Raw genomic sequence first — 18754 nt, 5'->3', positions numbered from 1 at the left:
GTCGTCGTCGGTCGGTCAGGCACCGTCGGCGGGGTGCGGGGCGACCATGCCCTGCCGCCTGCGCGCCCCGCACACCTCGGCCAGCTTCGCGTACGCGGGGGCGCCCACGAGTGCGGTCAGCTCCGGGCCGTACGAGACGTACATCGGCTCGCTGCCGACGTGCGCGTCGGTGGAGGACGTGCACCACCAGTCCAGGTCGTGCCCGCCGGCACCCCAGCCCCGCCGGTCGAACTCGGAGAGCGTGGAGACCAGCACCTTCGTGTTGTCCGGACGCTTGACCCACTCCTGGTCGCGGCGGATCGGCAGCTGCCAGCAGACGTCGGGCTTGTATTCCAGCGGGTGCACCTCGTCGCGCAGCGCCTGCGCGTGCAGGGCGCAGCCGGCGCCGCCCGGGAAGCCGGCGTCGTTGAGGAAGACGCACGGCCCGTCCGCCTCCTGGGTGGCGGTGCGGCGGGCGGAGCTCTTGCCGTCGATCGTGTCGTTCTCGGTCCAGTTCTTGAACCCGCGCCGGAAGTGCTGCCACGTCGCCGGGGTCAGCCGCTTGACCGCGGCCCGGACCCGCTGCTCGTCCTCGGAGTCGGTGAAGAACGCGCCGTGCGAGCAGCAGCCGTCGGCGGCCCGGCCGGCGACGATGCCGTGGCAGCCCCGGCCGAAGATGCACGTCCAGCGGGAGAGCAGCCACGTCAGGTCGGCCCGGATGAGGTGGTTGTCGTCCGCCGGGTCGGCGAACTCGATCCACTCCCGGGGAAAGTCCAGGGGCACCTCGCGGCTGCGGGGGTCGTCCGGGTCGTCCACCAGCACACGGAGTTCGATCTGGCCTGTCACCCGGCCCAGCGTACGCCCGGTGCCCCCACCGGTCCGCCGAGCCGCGCAATCCGGTTGGCCCTAGTGTCTTCAGCATGCGACTGGGTGTCCTCGACGTCGGTTCCAACACGGTGCACCTGCTGGTGGTCGACGCCCATCACGGGGCGCACCCCTGGCCGGCGCACTCGGAGAAGGTCGTGCTGCGGCTGGCCGAGCAGATCGGCCCGGACGGCGCGCTCACCGAGGCCGGCGCGGACGGCCTGGTCAAGGCGGTCGGCATGGCCAGGGCGGCGGCCGTGGGGCTGGGCGCCGAGGACCTGATCGCGTTCGCCACCTCCGCCGTCCGCGACGCCACCAACGCCGCCGAGGTGCTGGCGCGGGTGCGCGACGAGACCGACGTACGCCTGGAGGTGCTGCCGGGTGCGGACGAGGCGCGGCTGACCTTCCTCGCGGTGCGGCGCTGGTTCGGCTGGTCGGCGGGCCGGCTGCTGGTGCTGGACATCGGCGGCGGCTCGCTGGAGCTCGCGGCCGGCATCGACGAGGACCCGGCCGTGGCGGTCTCCCTGCCGCTCGGCGCCGGCCGGCTCACCCGGGACCGGCTCCGGGTGGCCCCCGACAGCGCGGCGCCGCCGCCGGCCGAGGCGGTCGACGAGCTGCGGGCGTACGTCGACGGGCTGCTGGAACCGGCCGTCGCGCAGCTGACCGCGGTGGGCTGGGAGCGGCCGGTGGCCACCTCGAAGACGTTCCGGACGCTGGCCCGGCTGGCTGGCGCGGCGCCCTCCGGCGCCGGACTGTGGGCGCCCCGCCGGCTCACCCGCGCCGGGCTGCGCCAGGTGCTCGGGTTCATCCGGCACATCCCGCCGGCCCAGCTCGCCGAGCTGGAGGGGGTCAGCGCCGGCCGGGCCCACCAGTTGCTCGCGGGGGCGGTCGTCGCCGAGGCCGTGCTGCGCCAGTTGGACGTGGACGCGCTGGACATCTGCCCCTGGGCGCTGCGCGAGGGCGTGATCCTGCGCCACCTGGACCAGCTCGGTCCGGTGTGAACCGCGAACGGTAGACGGTCCGGTGTGATCTGGGCGGTTTGCGGTCTCTCGTCACGAGGTGTCGATCGACCCCGGCTACCCTCGATGGTGTGACTTCCCGCGTCCCCGTGCTCCTGTCCACGTCCTCGGTCTTTCCTGAGCGGACCGCGGCGGCGTTCCAGTTGGCCGCCGCGCTCGGCTACGACGGCGTCGAGGTGATGGTCTGGACCGACGCCGTCAGCCAGGACGCCGGCGCGCTGCGCGGGCTCGCCGAGCACTACGGCGTCCCGGTGCTCTCCGTCCACGCGCCCTGCCTGCTGGTCACGCAGCGGGTGTGGAGCCCCGACCCGTGGGAGCGGCTGCGTCGCTCCGCGGAGCTGGCGGCGACGCTCGGGGCGCCCACCGTGGTGGTGCACCCGCCGTTCACCTGGCAGCGGGACTACGCGCGCAACTTCGCCGACGGGCTCGCCACGATCGCCGCCGACTACCCCGACCTGCGCTTCCCGGTCGAGAACATGTACCCGGTCCGGATGGCGGGGCGGCAGTTCGTGCCGTACGTCCCGGGCTGGGATCCGACCGAGACGGGGTATGACTCCTACACGCTCGACCTGTCGCACTGCGCCGCCTCGCACACCGACTCGCTGGCGATGGCCGACCGGATGGGGGCCAACCTGGCCCATGTGCACCTCGGTGACGGCACGGGTGAGGGCCGCGACGAGCACCTGGTGCCGGGGCGCGGCACCCAGCCCTGCGGCGAGCTGCTCTCCTCGCTGGCCGGGCGCGGCTTCACCGGCTCGGTCGCCGTGGAGGTCACCACCCGGGGCGCGAAGAGCCGCGCCGTGCGGGAGGCCGACCTGCGGGAGTCGCTGGCGTTCGCCCGCCAGCACCTCGGCACCCCGTCCCCGGTCGACGCCTGACCGCCGCCCCGTGCCCGGTGGCCGCCCGGAGGGCCGCCGCCCCGTGCCCGGTGGCCGCCCGGAGGGCCGCCGCGCGTGCCCGGCCGGCACCGGAGGGCCGGCCGGGCACGGTGTCAGACGGTCGTGCTGAGCGATTCCTTGCTGTTCACGCCGGCCTGCTCGCCGATGGCCGCGCGCTTGCGGGCGCGGTGGGCGGCCACGTGCGAGCGGGTGGCGCAGCGTTCCGAGCAGAACCGCCGGCAGCAGTTGGACGAGGTGTCCAGGTAGACGTTGCCGCAGCGGTCGTCGGCACACACCCCGAACCGGGCGCTGCCGTACTCGCAGAGCCAGACCGACAGCCCCCAGGCGGCGCCGGCCAGGTATTCGGCACTCACCGAGGCGCCCCGGCTGGTCACGTGCATGTGCCAGTCGCTGGAGTCGTGCCCGGAGATGCGGGGCTGCACCGGGAACGCCTCCAGCAGCGCGTTGAGCTCGGTCACCGCCTGGGCGTCCCGCCCGGATGTGCCGTACTCGAAGACGTCGCGCAAGCGCTTCTGCGCCCGCCGGAATGTCGCGAGGTCCCGTTCCGCCACCTCGTCGCGCATCCACGCGTTGTCGTCGGGGAAGAGGGCCCGGAGGTCGTCGAGGTCGTCCAGGCGGGCGTTGACGAGGTCAACGCCGGTCCGGGCGTACGCGTCGAAGTTCACGCCCACAACCGTAGACGACTCAGGGGACCCGTGGCGCGTCGATGTAGTGCGGCAGGAACCGCGCGTAGCCGTCGGTGATGAGGCTCGCGCTCTCCCGCACCCCCACCCCGGCCGACTCGCCGTCGACGATCCAGCTGCCCAGCACCATCCGGTTGCCGGCGAACTCCGGCAGCGCCCGGAACTCCTGGTAGCACCAGCCCTCGTCGCCGTAGATCCCCGGGTTGGTGATCTCGGTGTCGCCCGTGACGATCCGCACCGAGCCGCCCTCGCGGCCGAGCAGCGGCTTGGCCACGTACTCGGTCATGCCGCGCGGCGAGTCGAGGTACGCGGGCAGCAGCAGCTCGTGGCCGGGGTACAGCTCCCAGAGCACGGCGAGCAGCGCCTTGTTCGACAGCAGCAGCTTCCACGCCGGCTCGATCCAGGTCGTCGGGGTGCCCGGCTCCAGCGCCAGCGGCCCGTACGGCTCGGCGAGCATCCACTCCCAGGGGTAGAGCTTGAAGCAGGTGGTGACCGGCTGGTCGGCCGCGTCGACGAAGCGGCGGCCGTCCCAGCCGAGCCGCTGGATCGGCTGGAGCGTGACCTCCAGCCCGGCCTGGCGGGCGGTCTCGGCGAGGTAGCCGGCGGTCATGTGGTCCTCGCCGGACTCCTCCTCGTTGGACCAGACCACGTGCACCCGGCGGTCGTGCAGCCCCGCGCCGATCTTCGCCCAGGCCTCGACGAGGCGCTCGTGCAGGCTGTTCCACTGGTCCAGCTCCGGCCGGGTGTGCTCCAGCCAGTACCACTGGATGATGCTCGCCTCGACCAGCGCGGTGGGGGTGTCGGCGTTGTACTCCAGCATCTTCGGCGGCCAGGTGCCGTCGTAGGCGAGGTCGAAGCGCCCGTAGAGGGTGGGCGGCGCCTCGCGCAGCGACCGGGCCACGGCCTCGGCCGCCCAGGCGGGGATGCCGAACTCGGCGTAGCGGTTGCGCGCGACGACGTGCTCGGCGGCGGCGACCGACATCCGGTGCAGCTCCTCGGTCGCCTCCTCCAGCCGCAGCACCTCGTCCAGCTCGAACGCGTACGCGGCGGTCTCGTCCCAGTAGGACATGATGCCGCCGTCGGGCAGCTCGGTGTCGACGTACACCAGGCCCTGGGAGCGGATCGTGGCGTCCCAGTCCGGGCGGGGGGTGACCGACTCCCGGCGCACCTCAGCCGCCGCAGGAGGCGAGGTGGGTGCCGAAGCCGCCCCGGTCGGGCACCGCCGCGGCGGCCGGCTCCGGCGCTGTGCGCCCGGCGGTCACCGTGGGCGCCCGCAGCGCCAGGGCCACCGTCTCGCCGCCGCCCACGGGGCCGAGGGCGCAGTCGTCATCGTCGTCGTCCGAGGACATGTTGCAGCCGGAGAGGGTGAGCGCGAGGACGGTGAGCGCGCCGAGCTGCACGGAGGCCGACCGGAGCCGGCGGCGGGGGCGTTGTTCCACGTCATCGTTGTAACCGATGGGGGCCACCGCCGTCCGCCCCCGGTCGGTGCCTGTGACGGTGTTGGGACCTGGCGACCGAGGCTGCGCCCGCTGCCCCGCGCGGGGCCACCGGCGGGCGTTACGCTCGGTCCATGCTCCGTACCGTCATCCTCGCCGCCTCCCGGTCACCCCAGGTCGAGCGGCTCGTCGCGACGGCCCCGTTCAGCCGGGACCTCGTCCGCCGGTTCGTCGCCGGCGCCAAGACCGACGACGCGTTGCGCGCGACCCGCGAACTCGTCGACGACGGTCTCGCGGTCACCCTCGACAACCTCGGCGAGGACACCGTCACCCCCGAGCAGGCCACCGCCACCCGCGACGAGTACGTCGGGCTGCTCCGGCGGCTCGCCGAGGCGGGGCTCACCCCGGCCGCCGAGGTGAGCGTCAAGCTGTCGGCGCTGGGCCAGATGTTCGACGAGCAGCTCGCCTACGACAACGCGCGGGCGATCTGCGCCGCCGCCGAGGAGGCGGGCACCACGGTCACCCTGGACATGGAGGACCACACCACCACCGACTCGACGCTGGACATCCTCGCCAAGCTGCGCAAGGACCACCCGTCGACCGGCGCCGTGCTCCAGGCGTACCTGCGGCGGACGGAGTCGGACTGCCGCGAGCTGGCCACGGCCGGTTCCCGGGTCCGGCTGTGCAAGGGCGCGTACAAGGAGCCGGAGTCGGTGGCCTACCAGTCCGCGCGCGAGGTGGACAAGTCCTACGTGCGGTGCATGAACATCCTCATGTCCGGCGACGGCTACCCGATGCTGGCCACCCACGACCCCCGCCTGATCGCCATCGGGGAGGACCGGGCCCGCTGGTTCGACCGCGGCCCCGAGCGCTTCGAGTTCCAGATGCTCTACGGCATCCGTCCGGAGGAGCAGGCCCGGCTGGCCGGCGAGGGCTACACCGTGCGCACCTACCTGCCCTACGGCGAGGACTGGTACGGCTACCTGATGCGCCGGCTCGCCGAGCGCCCGGCCAACCTGATGTTCTTCGGCCGGGCCGTGCTGTCGAAGAAGTAGGTCAGCCGTTCGACCAGCCCCGGGTGCTCAGCACCAGGCGGTAGCCGTCCGGATCGGCCACCGTCACCCCCCAGCGGTCCCAGTACGGGCCGGCGGAGACCCTCGTCCCGCCGGCCCGTTCCAGTTCCCGGACCAGCCCGTCGTCGACGGGGCCGTCGAGGTAGAGCACCAGCAGGTCCTCGACGGTCGGCGTCGGCGCGACGGCGTGCTCCCCGCCGACGAGTTCCAGGTGCCAGTGGTCGCCCGGCCGGCCGACCATCAGCAGGTCGTGCTCGCCCGGCGCCTCGGCGGCGGAGCGCCAGAGCACGTCGAGGCCGAGTCCGCCGACCCAGAAGCGTTCGGCGGCTGCCAGGTCGCGGCTCGGTCGGGCGATGCGCAGGTGCGTGGGGGCGAGCGACATGACCCGATCGTGCGACCTGAAGCCGATGTGAGGTCAAGCCTTGACGGCGCTGGCTAACTGCATTAGCTTATTGGTTATGACGGTTAGCTATGTGGAGCGGGACGGCGGGCGGATCGCCTACGAGGTGCACGGGCAGGGGCCGCTCGTCGTCCTCTCGCACGGCATGGGGGAGAACCGCGGCTCCTTCCGCCACCTGGTCCCGCTGCTCGTCGCGGCCGGGCACCGGGTGGCGGCGGTGGACGTCCGGGGGCACGGCGCGTCCAGCGCCGGCTGGCCGTCGTACGCCCCGGCGGAGGTCGGTGCCGACCTGCTCGCGGTGGTCCGCGACCTCGGCGGCGGACCGGCCACCCTCGTCGGCAGCTCGTCCAGCGCGGCGGCCGTGGTCTTCGCCGCCGCCGACGATCCCGCCCTGGTCAACGGCGTCGTCCAGCTCGCCCCGTTCGCCGAGGAGCCGAAGCTCAACCCGTTCATGCGGGTGGCCCTGGCCGCCGTGCTGCGCAGCCCCCGGCTGTTCGGGCTCTTCCACCGCACGCTCTTCCCGTGCGAGCGGCCCGCCGACGACGCCGCGTACCGCAAGGCCATGGTCGCCACCCTGCGCGAGCCCGGCCGGATGGCGGCGATGCGCGGCGTGATCGCGCCGGCCGACCCGCACTGGACCGCGCGGGCGCGCGAGGTCCGGCAGCCGGTGCTGGTGCTGATGGGCACGAAGGACCCGGACTTCCGTGACCCTGGTGCCGGGGCGCGGGCGGCCCGCCGGCTCTTCGCCACCGCCGAGGCCCGGATGATCGACGACTCCGGCCACTACCCGCACGCAGACCAGCCGGCGCGCACCGCCGCCCAACTCGCCGAGTTCCTGGCGGTCACCGGTGCCTAGGGCCGGGCTGACCCAGGCGAGCGTGGTGCGCGAGGCGGCCCGCCTCGCCGACGAGGTCGGCGCCGACCAGCTCACCCTCGCCGCGCTGGCCAACCGGCTCGGCGTCGCGCTGCCGAGCCTCTACAAGCACGTGCGAGGGGCCGACGCGCTCGCCCAGAAGCTCTCCGCGTTGGCCACCGCCGAACTCGCCGACGAACTGACCGCCGCCGCCGCGGGCCGGGCCGGCGGGGACGCGCTGCGGGCCGTCGCCACCGCCTACCGGGCGTACGCGCACCGGCACCCCGGTCGCTACCCGGCCACCCAGCGGGTCCCGGACCCGGCCGACCCGGAACACGTCGCCGCCGGCGAGCGGGCCGTCGGGGCGATCCGGGCCACCCTGCGGGGCTACGGGCTCGACGGCGACGACGCCGTCGACGCGACCCGGATGCTGCGTAGCACCCTGCACGGGTTCGTCTCGCTGGAGGCGGCCGGCGGCTTCGGCATGCCCCGCGCTGTCGATGCCACGTTCGACAACCTGGTCGCCGCGCTGGACGGCGCGTTCCGGTCCTGGCCCCGCGCGGACCGCCGCTGACGGCCCTGGGTCCGCTGCCGCTCTTCCCGCTGGAGCCGGCCGTCGGCGGCCGGTGGGGCTGACCCTGGACGCGGCGACGCCCGGCCGAGGTGGGCGGCCGCCGTCGCCGTGCCGCCGTCTGCTGCCGCGCTCCGGGCTGCCAGGCGGCGTGGCTCGCCGGGCCGTGGTCGCCCGGCCGGCCCGATGGTCGTACCCTTCGGCGGGTGACTGACGGGCAGCCCGGAACGGACGGCCGACCGGTGACGGACGGCACGCCGGCCGCCGCGACAGAAGAGGCCGGGCCCGCTGACGGCCCCGAGCCGGCTGACGGGGCCGGGCCCGCTGATGGGGCCGAGTCCGCTGACGGCGCTGAGCCCACTGACGGCGCCGGGCCCGCTGTCGAGGCCGGGCCGGCTGACGGTGCCGAGTCCATCGCCGAGGCCGAGGCCGAGATTGAGGCCGAGCCCGCCGAGAGGGCCGAGCCGGCTGGCCCCGCCGAGCCCGCCGAGAGGGCCGCGCCTGTAGAGGGGGCCGAGCCCGCCGAGGAAGCCGCGCCCGCTGAGAGGGCCGAGCCCGCTGACTCCGCCGGGACGGCCGCGCCCGCCGCGCCGGCCCTTCCGGCGGTGGGCAGCGAGCGGTCGTCGCGGCGGATCCGGCCGCTCGGGGTGGCGCTGGCGGTGGTCGTACTGCTGCTGGCCTGCGGCCTGCCCGCGGCGCTGGTGGCCGGCCTGGTGCGTGCCGGTGACCCGCCGGGGCCGGGGGCGTCCGCCGCGCCGGCCGACGACCCCGCCACCGCGGCCGCCCGCCGGCTCGGCGAGCGGATGACGGCGGAACTGGCCCGGCAGTCCGCCGCCCTGCTCGGCGGGGACCGCACCGGGTTCCTGGCGGTTGCGGAGCCGGTCGCGCATCCGGACCTGCGCCGCCGGTACGCCGCGCTGCGCGCGCTGCGGGTGACCGCCTGGCAGGCCGGCGCCAACGGCCTGCCCACCCCGGTCGAGGGCCGGCCCGGCGAGTGGCGGTTGCTTGTCGAGTTCCGCTACTGCTTCGTCACGCCGGACTGCCGCACCAGCCGCGTGCTGACCGGCACCCGGTGGCGGGAGGGGGAGCGGCCCCGGCTGCTCGCCGTGGAGCCGTCCCGGTCCGCCGAGACCGGCACCCGGCCCTGGGAGGTCAGCGCACTGGCCGTGGCCGTCGGTCGGCGTACGCTCGTGGCCACCACTCCCGCCCTGCGCAAGGAACTGCCCGACCTGCTGGCCCAGGCGGAGGCCGCCGCCCGGGTCGCCGACACGTACGCCGTGGGCGGCCGCACGCCGGACCGGTACCGGATCTTCTACGCGGGCCGGGGCGAGTGGCAGCGCTGGTACGGCGGCGGCCGGCCGAAGTGGACGGGTGGGTACGCGGTCACGGTCGGCGGCGGCCACCACGAGGTGGTGCTCAACGCCGACGGACTCGTCGCCGGCGGGGTGGACGACCTGCTCCGGCACGAGCTGACCCACGCCGCGTCCCTGCCCGAGCGGGGCTACCCGGGCAAGGGCACCTGGTGGCTGGTGGAGGGGCTGGCCGAGTACGCGGGCGCCGACGGCGAGCCGATCGACCGGTACGCGGGACTGGACGAGGTGCGGCGCCTGCTCGGCGGCGGCTGGGACGGCCGGCTCGACAGCCTCAGCCCGGCCGACGACGCCCCCGCCGACCGGGTCAGCGGCAGCTACGGCGTCTCATACCTGGCGGTCCGGCACCTGGTCGACCGGTTCGGCCCGGAGCGGCTGCTCGCCTTCTTCGCGGCCGTGGTGCACGAGCGCACGCCGGTGGACCAGGCGGCCGAGCGGGTCCTCGGCGAACCCTGGTCCGCCCTGCACGACGAGTGCGTCGGGTACGCCCGGGCCGTGGTCGGCTGACGGGCCGGGCGGCGCCGTGGCCCCCGCTGGCGCCGGTCCGGGCGGCCCCCGACATTCATGATCGACCGCTGTCGGGCCGCGCCGGGCGACCTGACACACTGGTGCCCGCTCCCAGCGCGGAGCCCCGGTCCGCGTCCGGAAGCGGCCCGGGGCACCCGTCCGGTGGCTCCGGTGGCGCCGCCGGAGCCACCGGACGCCTTCCGCGCGGCGGCCCGCTTCCGACCGTCGGGGCGGCCACGTGCGTCGGGCAGCGTCCCGACCGTCCCGGACCGGGCGGCGTGTCCCGGGCGGGGACCGATCGGACGCCGGGCGCAACAGGTTCGACAACGAACCGACCGGTCGGGTGGACACCGGCGAGAATCATGATCAGTTGTACGAAGGGATCGCGCCGGTCACAGCCGTCCCGCTACCGTACTGGTAACACGCGCGTCGCCGGTCCGGGCGGGACGAACCCGTCCGGTGGCACGCGCCGGGCATGGGATTGGTCGGTGAGCCATGGCCGGGTCGCAGTCCGACGGACGGCTGTCGGAGGTCAAGTTCCTCACCGTCGCCGAGGTGGCGACGGTGATGCGGGTGTCGAAGATGACGGTCTACCGCCTGGTGCACAGCGGTGAGCTCACCGCTGTCCGGGTCGGCCGGTCGTTCCGGGTGCCCGAACACGCGGTGCACGAATACCTGCGGGGCGCCTTTCAGGAAACCGCCTGACCCTCCCGCGGGCCGTCGTTCAAGCACGACGTAACGGGCATCGACGGGGGCGCGTTGGTCCTGCTGACGCTCTCCGGCTACCCTGGACCCCGACCGTGACCGCAGGTGCGCCCTGCCGCTTACCCCGCTGGTCCGGTCCGTTGTCCGCAAGCGGTCGCCGACGCCACACCGTGGCGTCATCCGGTCGCCCCGCACGTTGCATCGAAAGGCTTTCGTATGGGCTCGGTGGTCAAGAAGCGCCGCAAGCGCATGGCTAAGAAGAAGCACCGCAAGCTGCTGCGCAAGACCCGCGTCCAGCGTCGCCGTCTCGGCAAGTGACCGGGGCCGGGTCCCGGCCCGGCTCCCGTCGTCACTTGCCAACTGTCGACCCCCGGAGGCTCAGGTGATCACGCCGCGGATTTCCCGGTTCGATCCCTCCTGCCGGGGAAGGTGCGCGACATGACCCCCGGTGGCACCACAGGTGCCCCGGGGGTCGTCGTCGTCACCGGGGTCAGCCGGTACCTCGGCGCGCACGTCGCGGCCCGGCTCGCGGCCGACCCCCGCATCGAGCGGGTCATCGGCGTGGACCAGCCCGAGCCCGGCGCCGAGTTCTCCGACCTGCTCGACCGGGTCGAGCGCGTCCGCGTCGACGCCGGCTCGCTCGGCGGCCTCCTCGCCGACCTCGACGTCGACGCGGTGGTCCACCTGGCCCTGGTCACTTCGCCGGATCCGCAGCACGGCGGTCGCTCGGCGATGAAGGAACAGAACGTCATCGGCACGATGCAGCTCCTCGCCGCCTGCCAGCGCGCGCCCCGGCTGCGCAAGCTCGTGGTCCGCTCCTCGACGGCCGCCTACGGGGCGTCGTTCCGCGACCCGGCCGTCTTCACCGAGGAGACCGAGCCGCGCGAGGTGCCGCGCGGCGGGTTCGGCCGCGACATCCTGGACATCGAGGGGTACGTCCGCGGCTTCCGCCGCCGCCGGCCCGACGTCACCGCGACCGTGCTGCGCTTCGCGCCGTTCATCGGCTCGACCGCCGACACCACCCTCACCCGCTACTTCTCCCGGCCGGTGGTGCCCACCGTGTTCGGGCGGGACCCCCGGTTGCAGTTCCTGCACTTCGACGACGCGCTGGAGGTGCTGCACCGGTCGATCGTCGAGGACCATCCGGGGACGTACAACGTGGCCGGGCCGGGCGTGCTCTCCCTGTCGCAGGCGATCCGGCGGGCCGGTCGGGTGGCCGTGCCGGTGCTGGAGCCCGGCCTCTCCAGCGCCGCCGCGATCGCCCGCAACCTCGGCTTCGGCCGCTACGGCCTGGACCAGGTCGACCTCTTCGTGCACGGCCGGGTCGTCGACACCAGCCGGCTGGAGCGGGAGTACGGCTTCACGCCCCGTTCCACCGCCGCCGCCTTCGACGACTTCATCCGCGCCCACTACGGCGGTGTCGTCGTGAACCGGGACCAGTTGGCCGTCGCGGAGCAGCTTGTGCTGGACGGGATCCGGCAGGTCCGGGCGGCCGTACGGGAGGGCTCGTGAACGGGCCGGAGGAGCGGCGCGACGGCCGCTACGACGTACCGCTGACCGTGCCCGCGCCGGACGCGGAGCCCGCGCGGGCGAACGGACACCATTTCGGCACCCCCGACGAGCCCGACACCTCCGCCACCGACGAGACGGTCGCGCACGACGCGCCGGCCCCCGCCGACGAGCCCGACCCGGCGGCTACCGACGAGCCGGCCGCCGCCGTGGCGGACCCGGCGCCGGGCGGCACGGGACCGAACGGGGCCGCGCCGGCCCCCGCCGGGCCGGCGGTGGAGGACCGGCCCGGCGACCACTGGGACCGCAAGGTCGCCAAGGGCCTGGCGTTCCTGCGTCGTCGGCTCTCCGGCGACTACGAGGTCGACGAGTTCGGCTTCGATCCCGAGATCACCGACGCGGTCTTCCACCCGCTGCTGCGGATGCTCTACCGCGACTGGTTCCGCACCGAGGTCACCGGCCTGGAGCACGTGCCCACCGAGGGCGCCGGCCTGGTGGTCGGCAACCACTCGGGCACCGTGGCGCTGGACGCGCTGATCCTCTCGGCCGCGCTGCACGACCAGCACCCGGCCCGCCGCTACCTGCGGCTGCTCGGCGCCGACCTGGTCTTCCGGATGCCGGTGGTCTCCGAGCTGGCCCGCAAGACCGGCGGGACGGTCGCCTGCAACCCGGACGCCGAGCGGCTGCTCGGCAACGGCGAGCTGGTCGGCGTCTTCCCCGAGGGCTTCAAGGGCATCGGCAAGCTCTACTCCGAGCGCTACAAGCTGCAACGCTTCGGCCGGGGCGGGTTCGTCTCGGCGGCGCTGCGCACGGGCACCCCGATCGTGCCGGTCGCCATCGTCGGCGGCGAGGAGACCTATCCGATGCTCGCCGACATCAAGCCCCTGGCGCGGCTGCTCAAGCTGCCCTACTTCCCGGTCACGCCCACGTTCCCCCTGCTGGGGCCGCTCGGCGTGGTGCCGCTGCCGAGCAAGTGGCTGATCGAGTTCTGCCCGCCGATCCCCACCGCGCACCTGACCGACTCCGCCGATGATCCGCTGGTCGTGTTCAACCTCGCGGACCAGGTGCGGGAGACCATCCAGCAGACCCTGCACCAGTTGCTGGAGCGTCGCCCGGACCCGTTCGGCCCCTGACCGATGCGGGCGGCCCGCGTCGCTGAGGGCGCGGGCGGTCGGTGCCGCTGACGGCGCGGGCGGCCCGAGCCGTCAGCCGTCGCGGCGGCGCCGGTGCAGCGCCAACCCGGCGCCGACCGCCCCGGCGACCAGGCCGGCCGCGGCGGTGGACGGTACGGCGATCTTGACGGCGCGGCGGCCGGTGCGGAAGTCGCGGACGTCCCAGCCGCGCTGCCGGGCCTCCTTGAACAGGGCCGCGTCCGGGTTCACCGCCACGCCCCGGCCCACCATGGAGAGCATCGGCAGGTCGTTGCACGAGTCGCTGTAGGCGGTGCAGCGGCGCAGGTCCAGCCCTTCGACCGCGGCGAGCTGGGTGACGGCCTCCGCCTTGGCCGGGCCGTGCATCAGGTCGCCGACCAGCCGGCCGGTGTACGCGCCGTCGACGATCTCGGCGACCGTGCCGACCGCGCCGGTCAGGCCCAGCCGCGCGGCGATCACCCGGCCGATCTCCACGGGCGCGGCGCTGACCAGCCAGACCCGCTCGCCGGCGTCCAGATGGCGCTGGGCGAGCTGGCGGGTGCCGGCCCAGATCCGGGGCGCCATCAGCTCGTCGAAGATCTCCTCCGCGAGGCGCTCCACGTCGTCCACCCGCCAGCCCTCGACGAAGGCGAGGGCGGCCTCCTTGGCCTGCGACATGTCGCCGGCGTGCTCGGTGGCGAGCAGCCGGAACCGCAGCTGCTGCCAGGCGAACCGGGCCAGGTCCGCGGTGGTGAAGTAGTCGCGCGCGGCGAGGCCCCGGGCGAACCAGTAGATCGACGCGCCCCGCATCATCGTGTTGTCGACGTCGAAGAAGGCCGCCGCGGTCGGATCGGGTTCCGGGGGCGCGAGGGGCGCGAAGTCGGTCTCCGCCCAGCCGGCGGTGTGACCGTGGGCGTCGGTGCTGACGGTCACCTTGCGGCTGCGGACCACGCGACCTCCCTCCGCTCGACCGGCGCGACATGTGCTTCCGCGAGGGTAGCCGGGCGCGCGTGGCGGCCGGCCGTCCATGGGGAGAACTGTGGCGCGGACGTCTCGGCCGGTCCGGCCGAGGCCGGGTCAGCGGTCGCCGGGGCAGGTGGCGGGAGCCGGGCCGAGGGCGTCGCTGCCGACGGGTGCGGGCCCGCCGCAGGCGATGGCCGCGCGCAGCGCGTCGGAGCGCTTGCGGGCCGCGTCGAGCAGGGCGAGCGAGCGGCGGGTCCGGTCGCGTTCGGCCCGGCTGGCGTCGTCGAGGAGCCCGCCGACCGCCCGGCGCTGGCCGGTGAGGAAGGAGTTGACCGCGTCCAGCGCCGCCGGGTCCGAGCGCTGCGTCGCGGCGGTGGTCAGCAGGCGTACGCCCTGGCGGGTGTCGGCGTCCATGTCGTCCAGCACCGCACTGAAGCCGTCCTCGTTGCCGCGCAGCGCGGCCGCCTCGGCGAGCCGGGTACGGGCGAAGTCCAGGAACAGTTGGCCCCGGCTGACGTCGGAACTGGCCAGCGCGAGCTGGGCGCGTTCGGTGGAGCGCTTCATGCCGTACAGCGCGTCGCCGGGGACGGCGTTCTCGCTGGCGGCCGAGATGCCCGAGAGGGCGACGGCGCCGGCCGCGACGCCGACCAGGATGGCGCCCCGGGCGCGGGCCCGGCGGGCGGTCACCGCCGGCAGCAGCCGGTTGCGGCCGGCGTCGGCGGGGGAGCGCCGGGACGACGGCTCGGTGGTGACGGCGGCCGGGGCACCGATGCCCTCGCGTTCGGCGGTGGCCAGGAGCATGGCCCGCAGCCCGGTGCGGAACTCCGGGTCCACCTCCACGGCGGGCGGGGCGGCGGGCAGCCGCTGACCCACCGCGACGAGCGTGGCCAACTGGTCGTCGGCCCGGGAACGGACGTGGTGTCGCCGGCCCCCGTTGGCCTCGTCGAGAAGCTGCGCGAAGCGCTCCGCGCGCCGACGGGAGAAGAGGTTGCTGTCCACCGCGGGCACCTCCTCTCGCTGGTCGCGGCCGGTCGGCCGCTGTCTTCGACAGCGACCGGTGACGGCGGGACACCACGGACGAAGGTCGTGGCCGGCCGCGCTGCCGGACCTCGGGGGCCCGGGGGATGCCGGGGCTACCACCGGTCGCACCCGGAGAAACGGTCCGCACCGGACATGGGTTACGGGGCCGGCGGAGGCGAAATCACGGAAAGTGATCGCTGTCACGGGGTCGCGACGCCACGGACCTGCCCGTACATCGCATCGATGCACGGCGTTCTTCCTGCCCGGGACTACGGTTGGAAGCCGTCCGGCAGCAGCCGGGCCAGCGCTCGTACCGCGCGGTACTGGAGGGCCTTGATCGCGCCCTCGTTCTTGCCCATCGTGCGGGCCGTCTCGGCCACGGAGAAGCCCTGCAGGAAGCGGAGCACGATGCACTCCTGCTGCTCCGGGTTGAGCTGCTTGACGGCGCTGAGCAGGGCCACGTTGGTGATGTGCTCGACGACCGCCGCCTCCGGGCTGCCCTCCGGGCCCCGGTCCTCGCGGTCGGCGTCCAGCACGTCCCCGGTGGTGACCTCCAGCCGGTAGCGGCCGGACTTGAAGTGGTCCGCCACCAGGTTCCGGGCGATGGTGACCAGCCAGGCGCCCAGGTCGCGGCCCTGCCAGGTGAAGCTTCCGATCCGCTTGAGGGCGCGCAGGAAGGTGTCGGAGGTGAGGTCCTCGGCGAGTTGCCGGTTGCCCACCCGGAAGTAGACGAACCGGAACACCGTGTCGACGTACCGGTCGTAGATCAGCCCGAACGCCTCGGACTCGCCGGCCTGGGCCCGCTCGACCAGCCCCCAGACCTCGGTCGCGGGGTCGGACGGGTCGGGCCGGCTGGGGAAGCCCGTCGAGGTGTTGACCGGCGCGGCGGCGGCCGGCACCGCCGGGAGCACGGCCGTCTCCGCGCCCGACTCGTCGGGCGCCTTGGCCGGTTCCGTGGTGCGGCGGCCCTGCGCCGGCATGGTGGGCCGGGCGGGGACGGCGACCCGGCCGCCGGCCGACTTGGCGTTGCCGCCCGGTGTCGCGGAGCGGGGCGGCGGTTCGTTCTGGTGTGGCCGGCTGCGCGTCCGGCTCGACGTGCCCTCCCCCCGGACGGCGAGGCTGCCCGTGTCGTCCAGCGGACCCCGGGCGGCGGGCCGTTCGTTGAGCTGGCCGCGGATCACCGGGTTGGTCAGGCCGGCCGGCCGTTCCGCGTATCCGAAGGTGGTCACCGCGCCGCCTCCGTCCCGCCGGCCGACCACGCCGGTCGGCGCGTCGCCGTCGTGGCCCGGCCCGATGGGCCGGGCAGGGCTGGCTCGGGGTGTGCCGACGGGCGGCAGATCCCCTTGAGGTGCTGGTCCAATGCGCTCACAGGCACGGGGGCCTCCTCGGGCTGAGGGGTGTCGACTCACGGCAAATGGGGTGAGCCGACCCGAGTGATGATAGGGCCAACGTCACCCACGCGTGGCAAGTCCGTTACACAGGGCGGAAGTATTTCCCTCCGCGCCGCACACCTGGCGGACCGGTTGTCCGTCGTGTGCGGTTGACTTTCGGATTGCCGCGTGGTTGCGAAAGAAATTCCAGGTCAGCGCGCGTGTCGCGGGATCGGGCGGGTCAGCGGCGCGGATGTCGACCCAGGACCGTCCGATGCGCCCGACGCGTCCCGGCGTGTCTTGTGGACGGGACTGGTCGCGTCCCGCCCGTGCCCACCGGTCGTCCCGTCGGTGGGACTCGTCCGGGCCGCCGTTCCCGCCGACCGGGGTGTCCCCTCCGGCCTCCGGCGGGCATGGCCCACAGGCCCCGCGCTGTGCCAGACTCAGCCACCGTGCAGGACGCAACCGACAGCTCCGCCTCGACCCTCGTCGAGCGGCTCCACTGGGCGGCCGCCGCCCACGGCGACCGACCCGCGCTGCACTGGCGCGATCGGACCGTCACCTGGTCCGAACTGGACGCGTCGGTGACGGCCACCGCCCACGCCCTGGCGGCCCTGACCGGGGCGCGACCCGCCGGGTCCGACCCGACGCCGGGAGCCGCCGACCCGCACCCGCCCCGGATCGCCGTCGCGCTCGGCAACTCGCCGGACTTCGTGGTGAGCTGCCTGGCCGCGCTGCGCGCCGGGCTGGTCGCGGTGCCGGTCAACCCCGGCCTCACCGCCCCCGAGCTGCGGCACGTGCTGGCCGACTCCGGCGCCTCGGTGCTGATCGGCACCGAACGGGTACGCGAACTGGTCGCCGACGCCGCCGGGGACCTGCCCGCGCTCGTCGCCGTGCACACCGCGCCGCTGGTGGCCGACGCCGGTCAGCCGTTCCCCGACCGGGGCGGCGACGACCTGGCGCTGCTGCTCTACACCTCCGGCACCGAGGGGCGGCCGAAGGGCGCGATGCTGACGCACCGGGCGCTGGCGGCCAACCACGAGCAGGTCGGCCGCATCGACCCGCCCGTCGTCGGCCCCGACGACACCGTGCTGCTGGCGCTGCCGCTGTTCCACGCGTACGGGCTGAACGCGGGGCTGGGCGCGGTCGTCCACCATGGCGCGACCGGGGTGCTCGTCGACGACCTCGGCTCCGACGCGGGACTGGCCGTGATCGCCCGGCACCGGGTCACCGTGCTGGTCGGCGTACCGTCGATGGTGGCCGCCTGGTCCACGGCGGACGCCGCCGCCCTCGCCGCGGCGATGCCGTCGGTCCGGGCCGTGGTCTGCGGCGCGGCGCCGCTGGAGCCGGCCGTCGCGGCGCGCTTCGCCGAGGTCGCCGGCCGCCCGGTGCACGTCGGGTACGGCCTCACCGAGACCGCGCCGGTGCTCACCTCCACCCTGGTCGGCGGGGAGCCGAAGCCCGGCTCCATCGGCCGGCCGCTGCCCGGCGTCGAGTTGCGCCTGGTCGGGACCGATGGGGCCGACCTGTGGCGCGACGGCGTGGCCGAGCCGGAGGACGACGCCGACGAGCTGGACCTCTCCGACGTCACACCCGGCACCGACCCGGGCCAGGTCGTGGTGCGCGGGGCCAACGTCTTCGCCGGCTACTGGCCGGACGGCCGGGGCGGCCCGGACGCCGACGGCTGGTGGCCCACCGGCGACGTGGCGTACGCCGACTCCGACGGCGACCTCTTCCTGGTCGACCGGATCGGCGAGCTGATCCTGGTCAACGGGTTCAACGTGTACCCGCACGAGGTCGAGCTGGTGCTCTCCGCGCACCCGGGGGTGGCCGAGTCGGCGGTACTGGGTGTGCCGCACCCGCGGACCGGCGAGACTGTCCGGGCGTACGTGGTGCCGGCGCCGGGGCGTCCGGTGACCGGTGAGGAGCTGCTCGCCCACTGCGCCCGCAACCTGGCCCGGTTCAAGTGCCCGACCGCCGTCGAGTTCGTCGACGAGTTGCCGCACTCGGTGATCGGCAAGGTGCGCAAGACCCTGCTCCGGACGGCGTCGTCCCCGGCGTCCCCGGTGCCGTCCCCGGCGGCGTCGCCGGAGACCCGCCCGCCGGCCCCGGCCGGCGCCAGCACGACGGAGGAGACCGATGCGTGAGCCCCGACTCACCCTGATCACCCGCCCCGGCTGCCACCTCTGCGACGAGGCGAAACTGGCGCTGGACCGGGTGGTGGCGGTCACCGGGGACCGGTGGACCGAGAAGGACGTCACCGACGACATCGAGCTGGAACGCGAGTACGGCGACAGGCTGCCCGTGGTGCTGCTCGACGGCAAGGAGCACGGCTACTGGCGGGTGGAGGAGGAGCGGCTGCTGCGGGACCTGACCACGCCGCAGCTGTGACGCCAGGCGTTA

20 protein-coding genes and 1 pseudogene are annotated in these 18754 nt (G+C 74.8%); 13 read left to right on the top strand and 8 right to left on the bottom strand.

The features are described 5' to 3' along the window. Nucleotides 1-15: 15 nt before the first annotated feature. Nucleotides 16-825, bottom strand: coding sequence for a hypothetical protein (locus ACLQ20_RS06690; RefSeq protein WP_151453380.1), 810 nt, complete (start codon nucleotides 823-825; stop codon nucleotides 16-18). A gap of 74 nt (nucleotides 826-899) precedes the next feature. On the opposite strand from ACLQ20_RS06690, the gene ACLQ20_RS06685 reads away from it, so the two are divergent. Further along, the gene (locus tag ACLQ20_RS06685; protein ID WP_327029667.1) at nucleotides 900-1844 is read left to right on the top strand and encodes a Ppx/GppA phosphatase family protein; all 945 of its coding nucleotides are present in this window, start codon (nucleotides 900-902) and stop codon (nucleotides 1842-1844) included. 89 nt (nucleotides 1845-1933) lie between these two features. Continuing rightward, entirely contained in the window at nucleotides 1934-2740 is an 807-nt protein-coding gene (locus ACLQ20_RS06680; RefSeq protein ID WP_192581301.1) for a sugar phosphate isomerase/epimerase family protein, read from the top strand. Nucleotides 2741-2853: 113 nt separating this feature from the next. Here ACLQ20_RS06680 and ACLQ20_RS06675 read toward each other — a convergent pair whose 3' ends face one another. From ACLQ20_RS06675 to ACLQ20_RS06665, 3 genes are read right to left on the bottom strand one after another with little or no spacing between them, the layout of a single operon-like run. Next, on the bottom strand, nucleotides 2854-3426 hold the full coding sequence (locus tag ACLQ20_RS06675; RefSeq protein WP_151453382.1) for a CGNR zinc finger domain-containing protein: 573 nt from the start codon (nucleotides 3424-3426) through the stop codon (nucleotides 2854-2856). 19 nt (nucleotides 3427-3445) lie between these two features. Then, the gene (locus ACLQ20_RS06670) at nucleotides 3446-4612 is read right to left on the bottom strand and encodes a glutathionylspermidine synthase family protein (RefSeq protein WP_358120665.1); all 1167 of its coding nucleotides are present in this window, start codon (nucleotides 4610-4612) and stop codon (nucleotides 3446-3448) included. Between the two features lies 1 nt (nucleotide 4613). Next, nucleotides 4614-4883, bottom strand: a complete 270-nt coding sequence (locus tag ACLQ20_RS06665; RefSeq protein ID WP_225852019.1) for a hypothetical protein — start codon at nucleotides 4881-4883, stop codon at nucleotides 4614-4616. A 131-nt stretch (nucleotides 4884-5014) separates the two neighbouring features. Here ACLQ20_RS06665 and ACLQ20_RS06660 point away from each other — a divergent pair, with 131 nt between their 5' ends. Next, on the top strand, nucleotides 5015-5935 hold the full coding sequence (locus ACLQ20_RS06660; RefSeq protein WP_151453384.1) for a proline dehydrogenase family protein: 921 nt from the start codon (nucleotides 5015-5017) through the stop codon (nucleotides 5933-5935). A gap of 1 nt (nucleotide 5936) precedes the next feature. On the opposite strand, the gene ACLQ20_RS06655 is transcribed toward ACLQ20_RS06660, so the two are convergent. Continuing rightward, a complete protein-coding gene (locus ACLQ20_RS06655; protein ID WP_327029664.1) occupies nucleotides 5937-6335 on the bottom strand; it encodes a VOC family protein in 399 nt (132 codons plus the stop codon). Between the two features lie 76 nt (nucleotides 6336-6411). Here ACLQ20_RS06655 and ACLQ20_RS06650 point away from each other — a divergent pair, with 76 nt between their 5' ends. The 8 genes and pseudogenes from ACLQ20_RS06650 (at nucleotide 6412) to ACLQ20_RS06615 (ending at nucleotide 13001) form a co-directional block, all read left to right on the top strand. After that, the gene (locus ACLQ20_RS06650) at nucleotides 6412-7209 is read left to right on the top strand and encodes an alpha/beta fold hydrolase (protein WP_132230795.1); all 798 of its coding nucleotides are present in this window, start codon (nucleotides 6412-6414) and stop codon (nucleotides 7207-7209) included. After that, nucleotides 7202-7780 (top strand): TetR/AcrR family transcriptional regulator, encoded by a 579-nt coding sequence (locus tag ACLQ20_RS06645; RefSeq protein ID WP_327029663.1) that lies wholly within the window; start codon nucleotides 7202-7204, stop codon nucleotides 7778-7780. Before ACLQ20_RS06650 ends, ACLQ20_RS06645 begins: the two co-directional genes overlap by 8 nt. A gap of 602 nt (nucleotides 7781-8382) precedes the next feature. Then, nucleotides 8383-9654, top strand: coding sequence for a hypothetical protein (locus ACLQ20_RS06640; protein ID WP_358120654.1), 1272 nt, complete (start codon nucleotides 8383-8385; stop codon nucleotides 9652-9654). A 56-nt stretch (nucleotides 9655-9710) separates the two neighbouring features. Beyond that, a pseudogene (locus ACLQ20_RS06635) lies at nucleotides 9711-9875 on the top strand (ABC transporter ATP-binding protein); the annotation flags it as partial. Nucleotides 9876-10149: 274 nt separating this feature from the next. Beyond that, entirely contained in the window at nucleotides 10150-10359 is a 210-nt protein-coding gene (locus ACLQ20_RS06630) for a helix-turn-helix domain-containing protein (RefSeq protein ID WP_007465625.1), read from the top strand. A 216-nt stretch (nucleotides 10360-10575) separates the two neighbouring features. After that, nucleotides 10576-10677, top strand: coding sequence for a 30S ribosomal protein bS22 (locus tag ACLQ20_RS06625; RefSeq protein ID WP_007465623.1), 102 nt, complete (start codon nucleotides 10576-10578; stop codon nucleotides 10675-10677). Between the two features lie 120 nt (nucleotides 10678-10797). Beyond that, a complete protein-coding gene (locus tag ACLQ20_RS06620) occupies nucleotides 10798-11871 on the top strand; it encodes an NAD-dependent epimerase/dehydratase family protein (protein ID WP_151453389.1) in 1074 nt (357 codons plus the stop codon). 272 nt (nucleotides 11872-12143) lie between these two features. After that, nucleotides 12144-13001 (top strand): lysophospholipid acyltransferase family protein, encoded by an 858-nt coding sequence (locus tag ACLQ20_RS06615; protein WP_151453408.1) that lies wholly within the window; start codon nucleotides 12144-12146, stop codon nucleotides 12999-13001. A 72-nt stretch (nucleotides 13002-13073) separates the two neighbouring features. Here the strand turns inward: ACLQ20_RS06615 and ACLQ20_RS06610 are convergent, their stop codons facing one another. The 3 genes from ACLQ20_RS06610 to ACLQ20_RS06600 form a co-directional block, all read right to left on the bottom strand. Beyond that, nucleotides 13074-13949 (bottom strand): HAD family hydrolase, encoded by an 876-nt coding sequence (locus tag ACLQ20_RS06610; RefSeq protein ID WP_225852020.1) that lies wholly within the window; start codon nucleotides 13947-13949, stop codon nucleotides 13074-13076. A 126-nt stretch (nucleotides 13950-14075) separates the two neighbouring features. Further along, entirely contained in the window at nucleotides 14076-14960 is an 885-nt protein-coding gene (locus ACLQ20_RS06605; protein ID WP_425854558.1) for a DUF5667 domain-containing protein, read from the bottom strand. 290 nt (nucleotides 14961-15250) lie between these two features. Beyond that, on the bottom strand, nucleotides 15251-16210 hold the full coding sequence (locus ACLQ20_RS06600; RefSeq protein WP_151453392.1) for an ECF subfamily RNA polymerase sigma factor, BldN family: 960 nt from the start codon (nucleotides 16208-16210) through the stop codon (nucleotides 15251-15253). Nucleotides 16211-16764: 554 nt separating this feature from the next. Here ACLQ20_RS06600 and ACLQ20_RS06595 point away from each other — a divergent pair. Together ACLQ20_RS06595 and ACLQ20_RS06590 are read left to right on the top strand one after the other, a co-directional pair. Continuing rightward, nucleotides 16765-18498 carry an AMP-binding protein gene (locus ACLQ20_RS06595; RefSeq protein ID WP_425854556.1) on the top strand — a complete coding sequence of 578 codons (1734 nt, stop codon included), beginning with the start codon at nucleotides 16765-16767 and terminating at the stop codon, nucleotides 18496-18498. Then, complete coding sequence (locus tag ACLQ20_RS06590) at nucleotides 18491-18742, top strand: glutaredoxin family protein (protein WP_121399981.1); 252 nt, start codon at nucleotides 18491-18493, stop codon at nucleotides 18740-18742. The genes ACLQ20_RS06595 and ACLQ20_RS06590 overlap by 8 nt, the downstream gene beginning before the upstream one ends. Nucleotides 18743-18754: the final 12 nt, after the last annotated feature.

The sequence above is a fragment of the Micromonospora sp. DT46 genome, assembly GCF_049841735.1.
Lineage (GTDB): Bacteria > Actinomycetota > Actinomycetes > Mycobacteriales > Micromonosporaceae > Micromonospora > Micromonospora reichwaldensis.
The sequence above is the reverse complement of the archived record's forward strand: the minus strand, read 5'-3'. Positions and strand labels throughout refer to the sequence as shown.

Excerpts from the sequence above, each read along its gene's own strand:
- ACLQ20_RS06685 (WP_327029667.1), top strand. The coding sequence starts at position 900 with ATGCGACTGGGTGTCCTCGACGTCGGTTCCAACACGGTGCACCTGCTG.
- ACLQ20_RS06660 (WP_151453384.1), top strand. The coding sequence starts at position 5,015 with ATGCTCCGTACCGTCATCCTCGCCGCCTCCCGGTCACCCCAGGTCGAG.
- ACLQ20_RS06655 (WP_327029664.1), bottom strand. The coding sequence starts at position 6,335 with ATGTCGCTCGCCCCCACGCACCTGCGCATCGCCCGACCGAGCCGCGAC.
- ACLQ20_RS06650 (WP_132230795.1), top strand. The coding sequence starts at position 6,412 with ATGACGGTTAGCTATGTGGAGCGGGACGGCGGGCGGATCGCCTACGAG.
- ACLQ20_RS06630 (WP_007465625.1), top strand. The coding sequence starts at position 10,150 with ATGGCCGGGTCGCAGTCCGACGGACGGCTGTCGGAGGTCAAGTTCCTC.
- ACLQ20_RS06625 (WP_007465623.1), top strand. The coding sequence starts at position 10,576 with ATGGGCTCGGTGGTCAAGAAGCGCCGCAAGCGCATGGCTAAGAAGAAG.
- ACLQ20_RS06620 (WP_151453389.1), top strand. The coding sequence starts at position 10,798 with ATGACCCCCGGTGGCACCACAGGTGCCCCGGGGGTCGTCGTCGTCACC.
- ACLQ20_RS06595 (WP_425854556.1), top strand. The coding sequence starts at position 16,765 with ATGGCCCACAGGCCCCGCGCTGTGCCAGACTCAGCCACCGTGCAGGAC.
- ACLQ20_RS06590 (WP_121399981.1), top strand. The coding sequence starts at position 18,491 with ATGCGTGAGCCCCGACTCACCCTGATCACCCGCCCCGGCTGCCACCTC.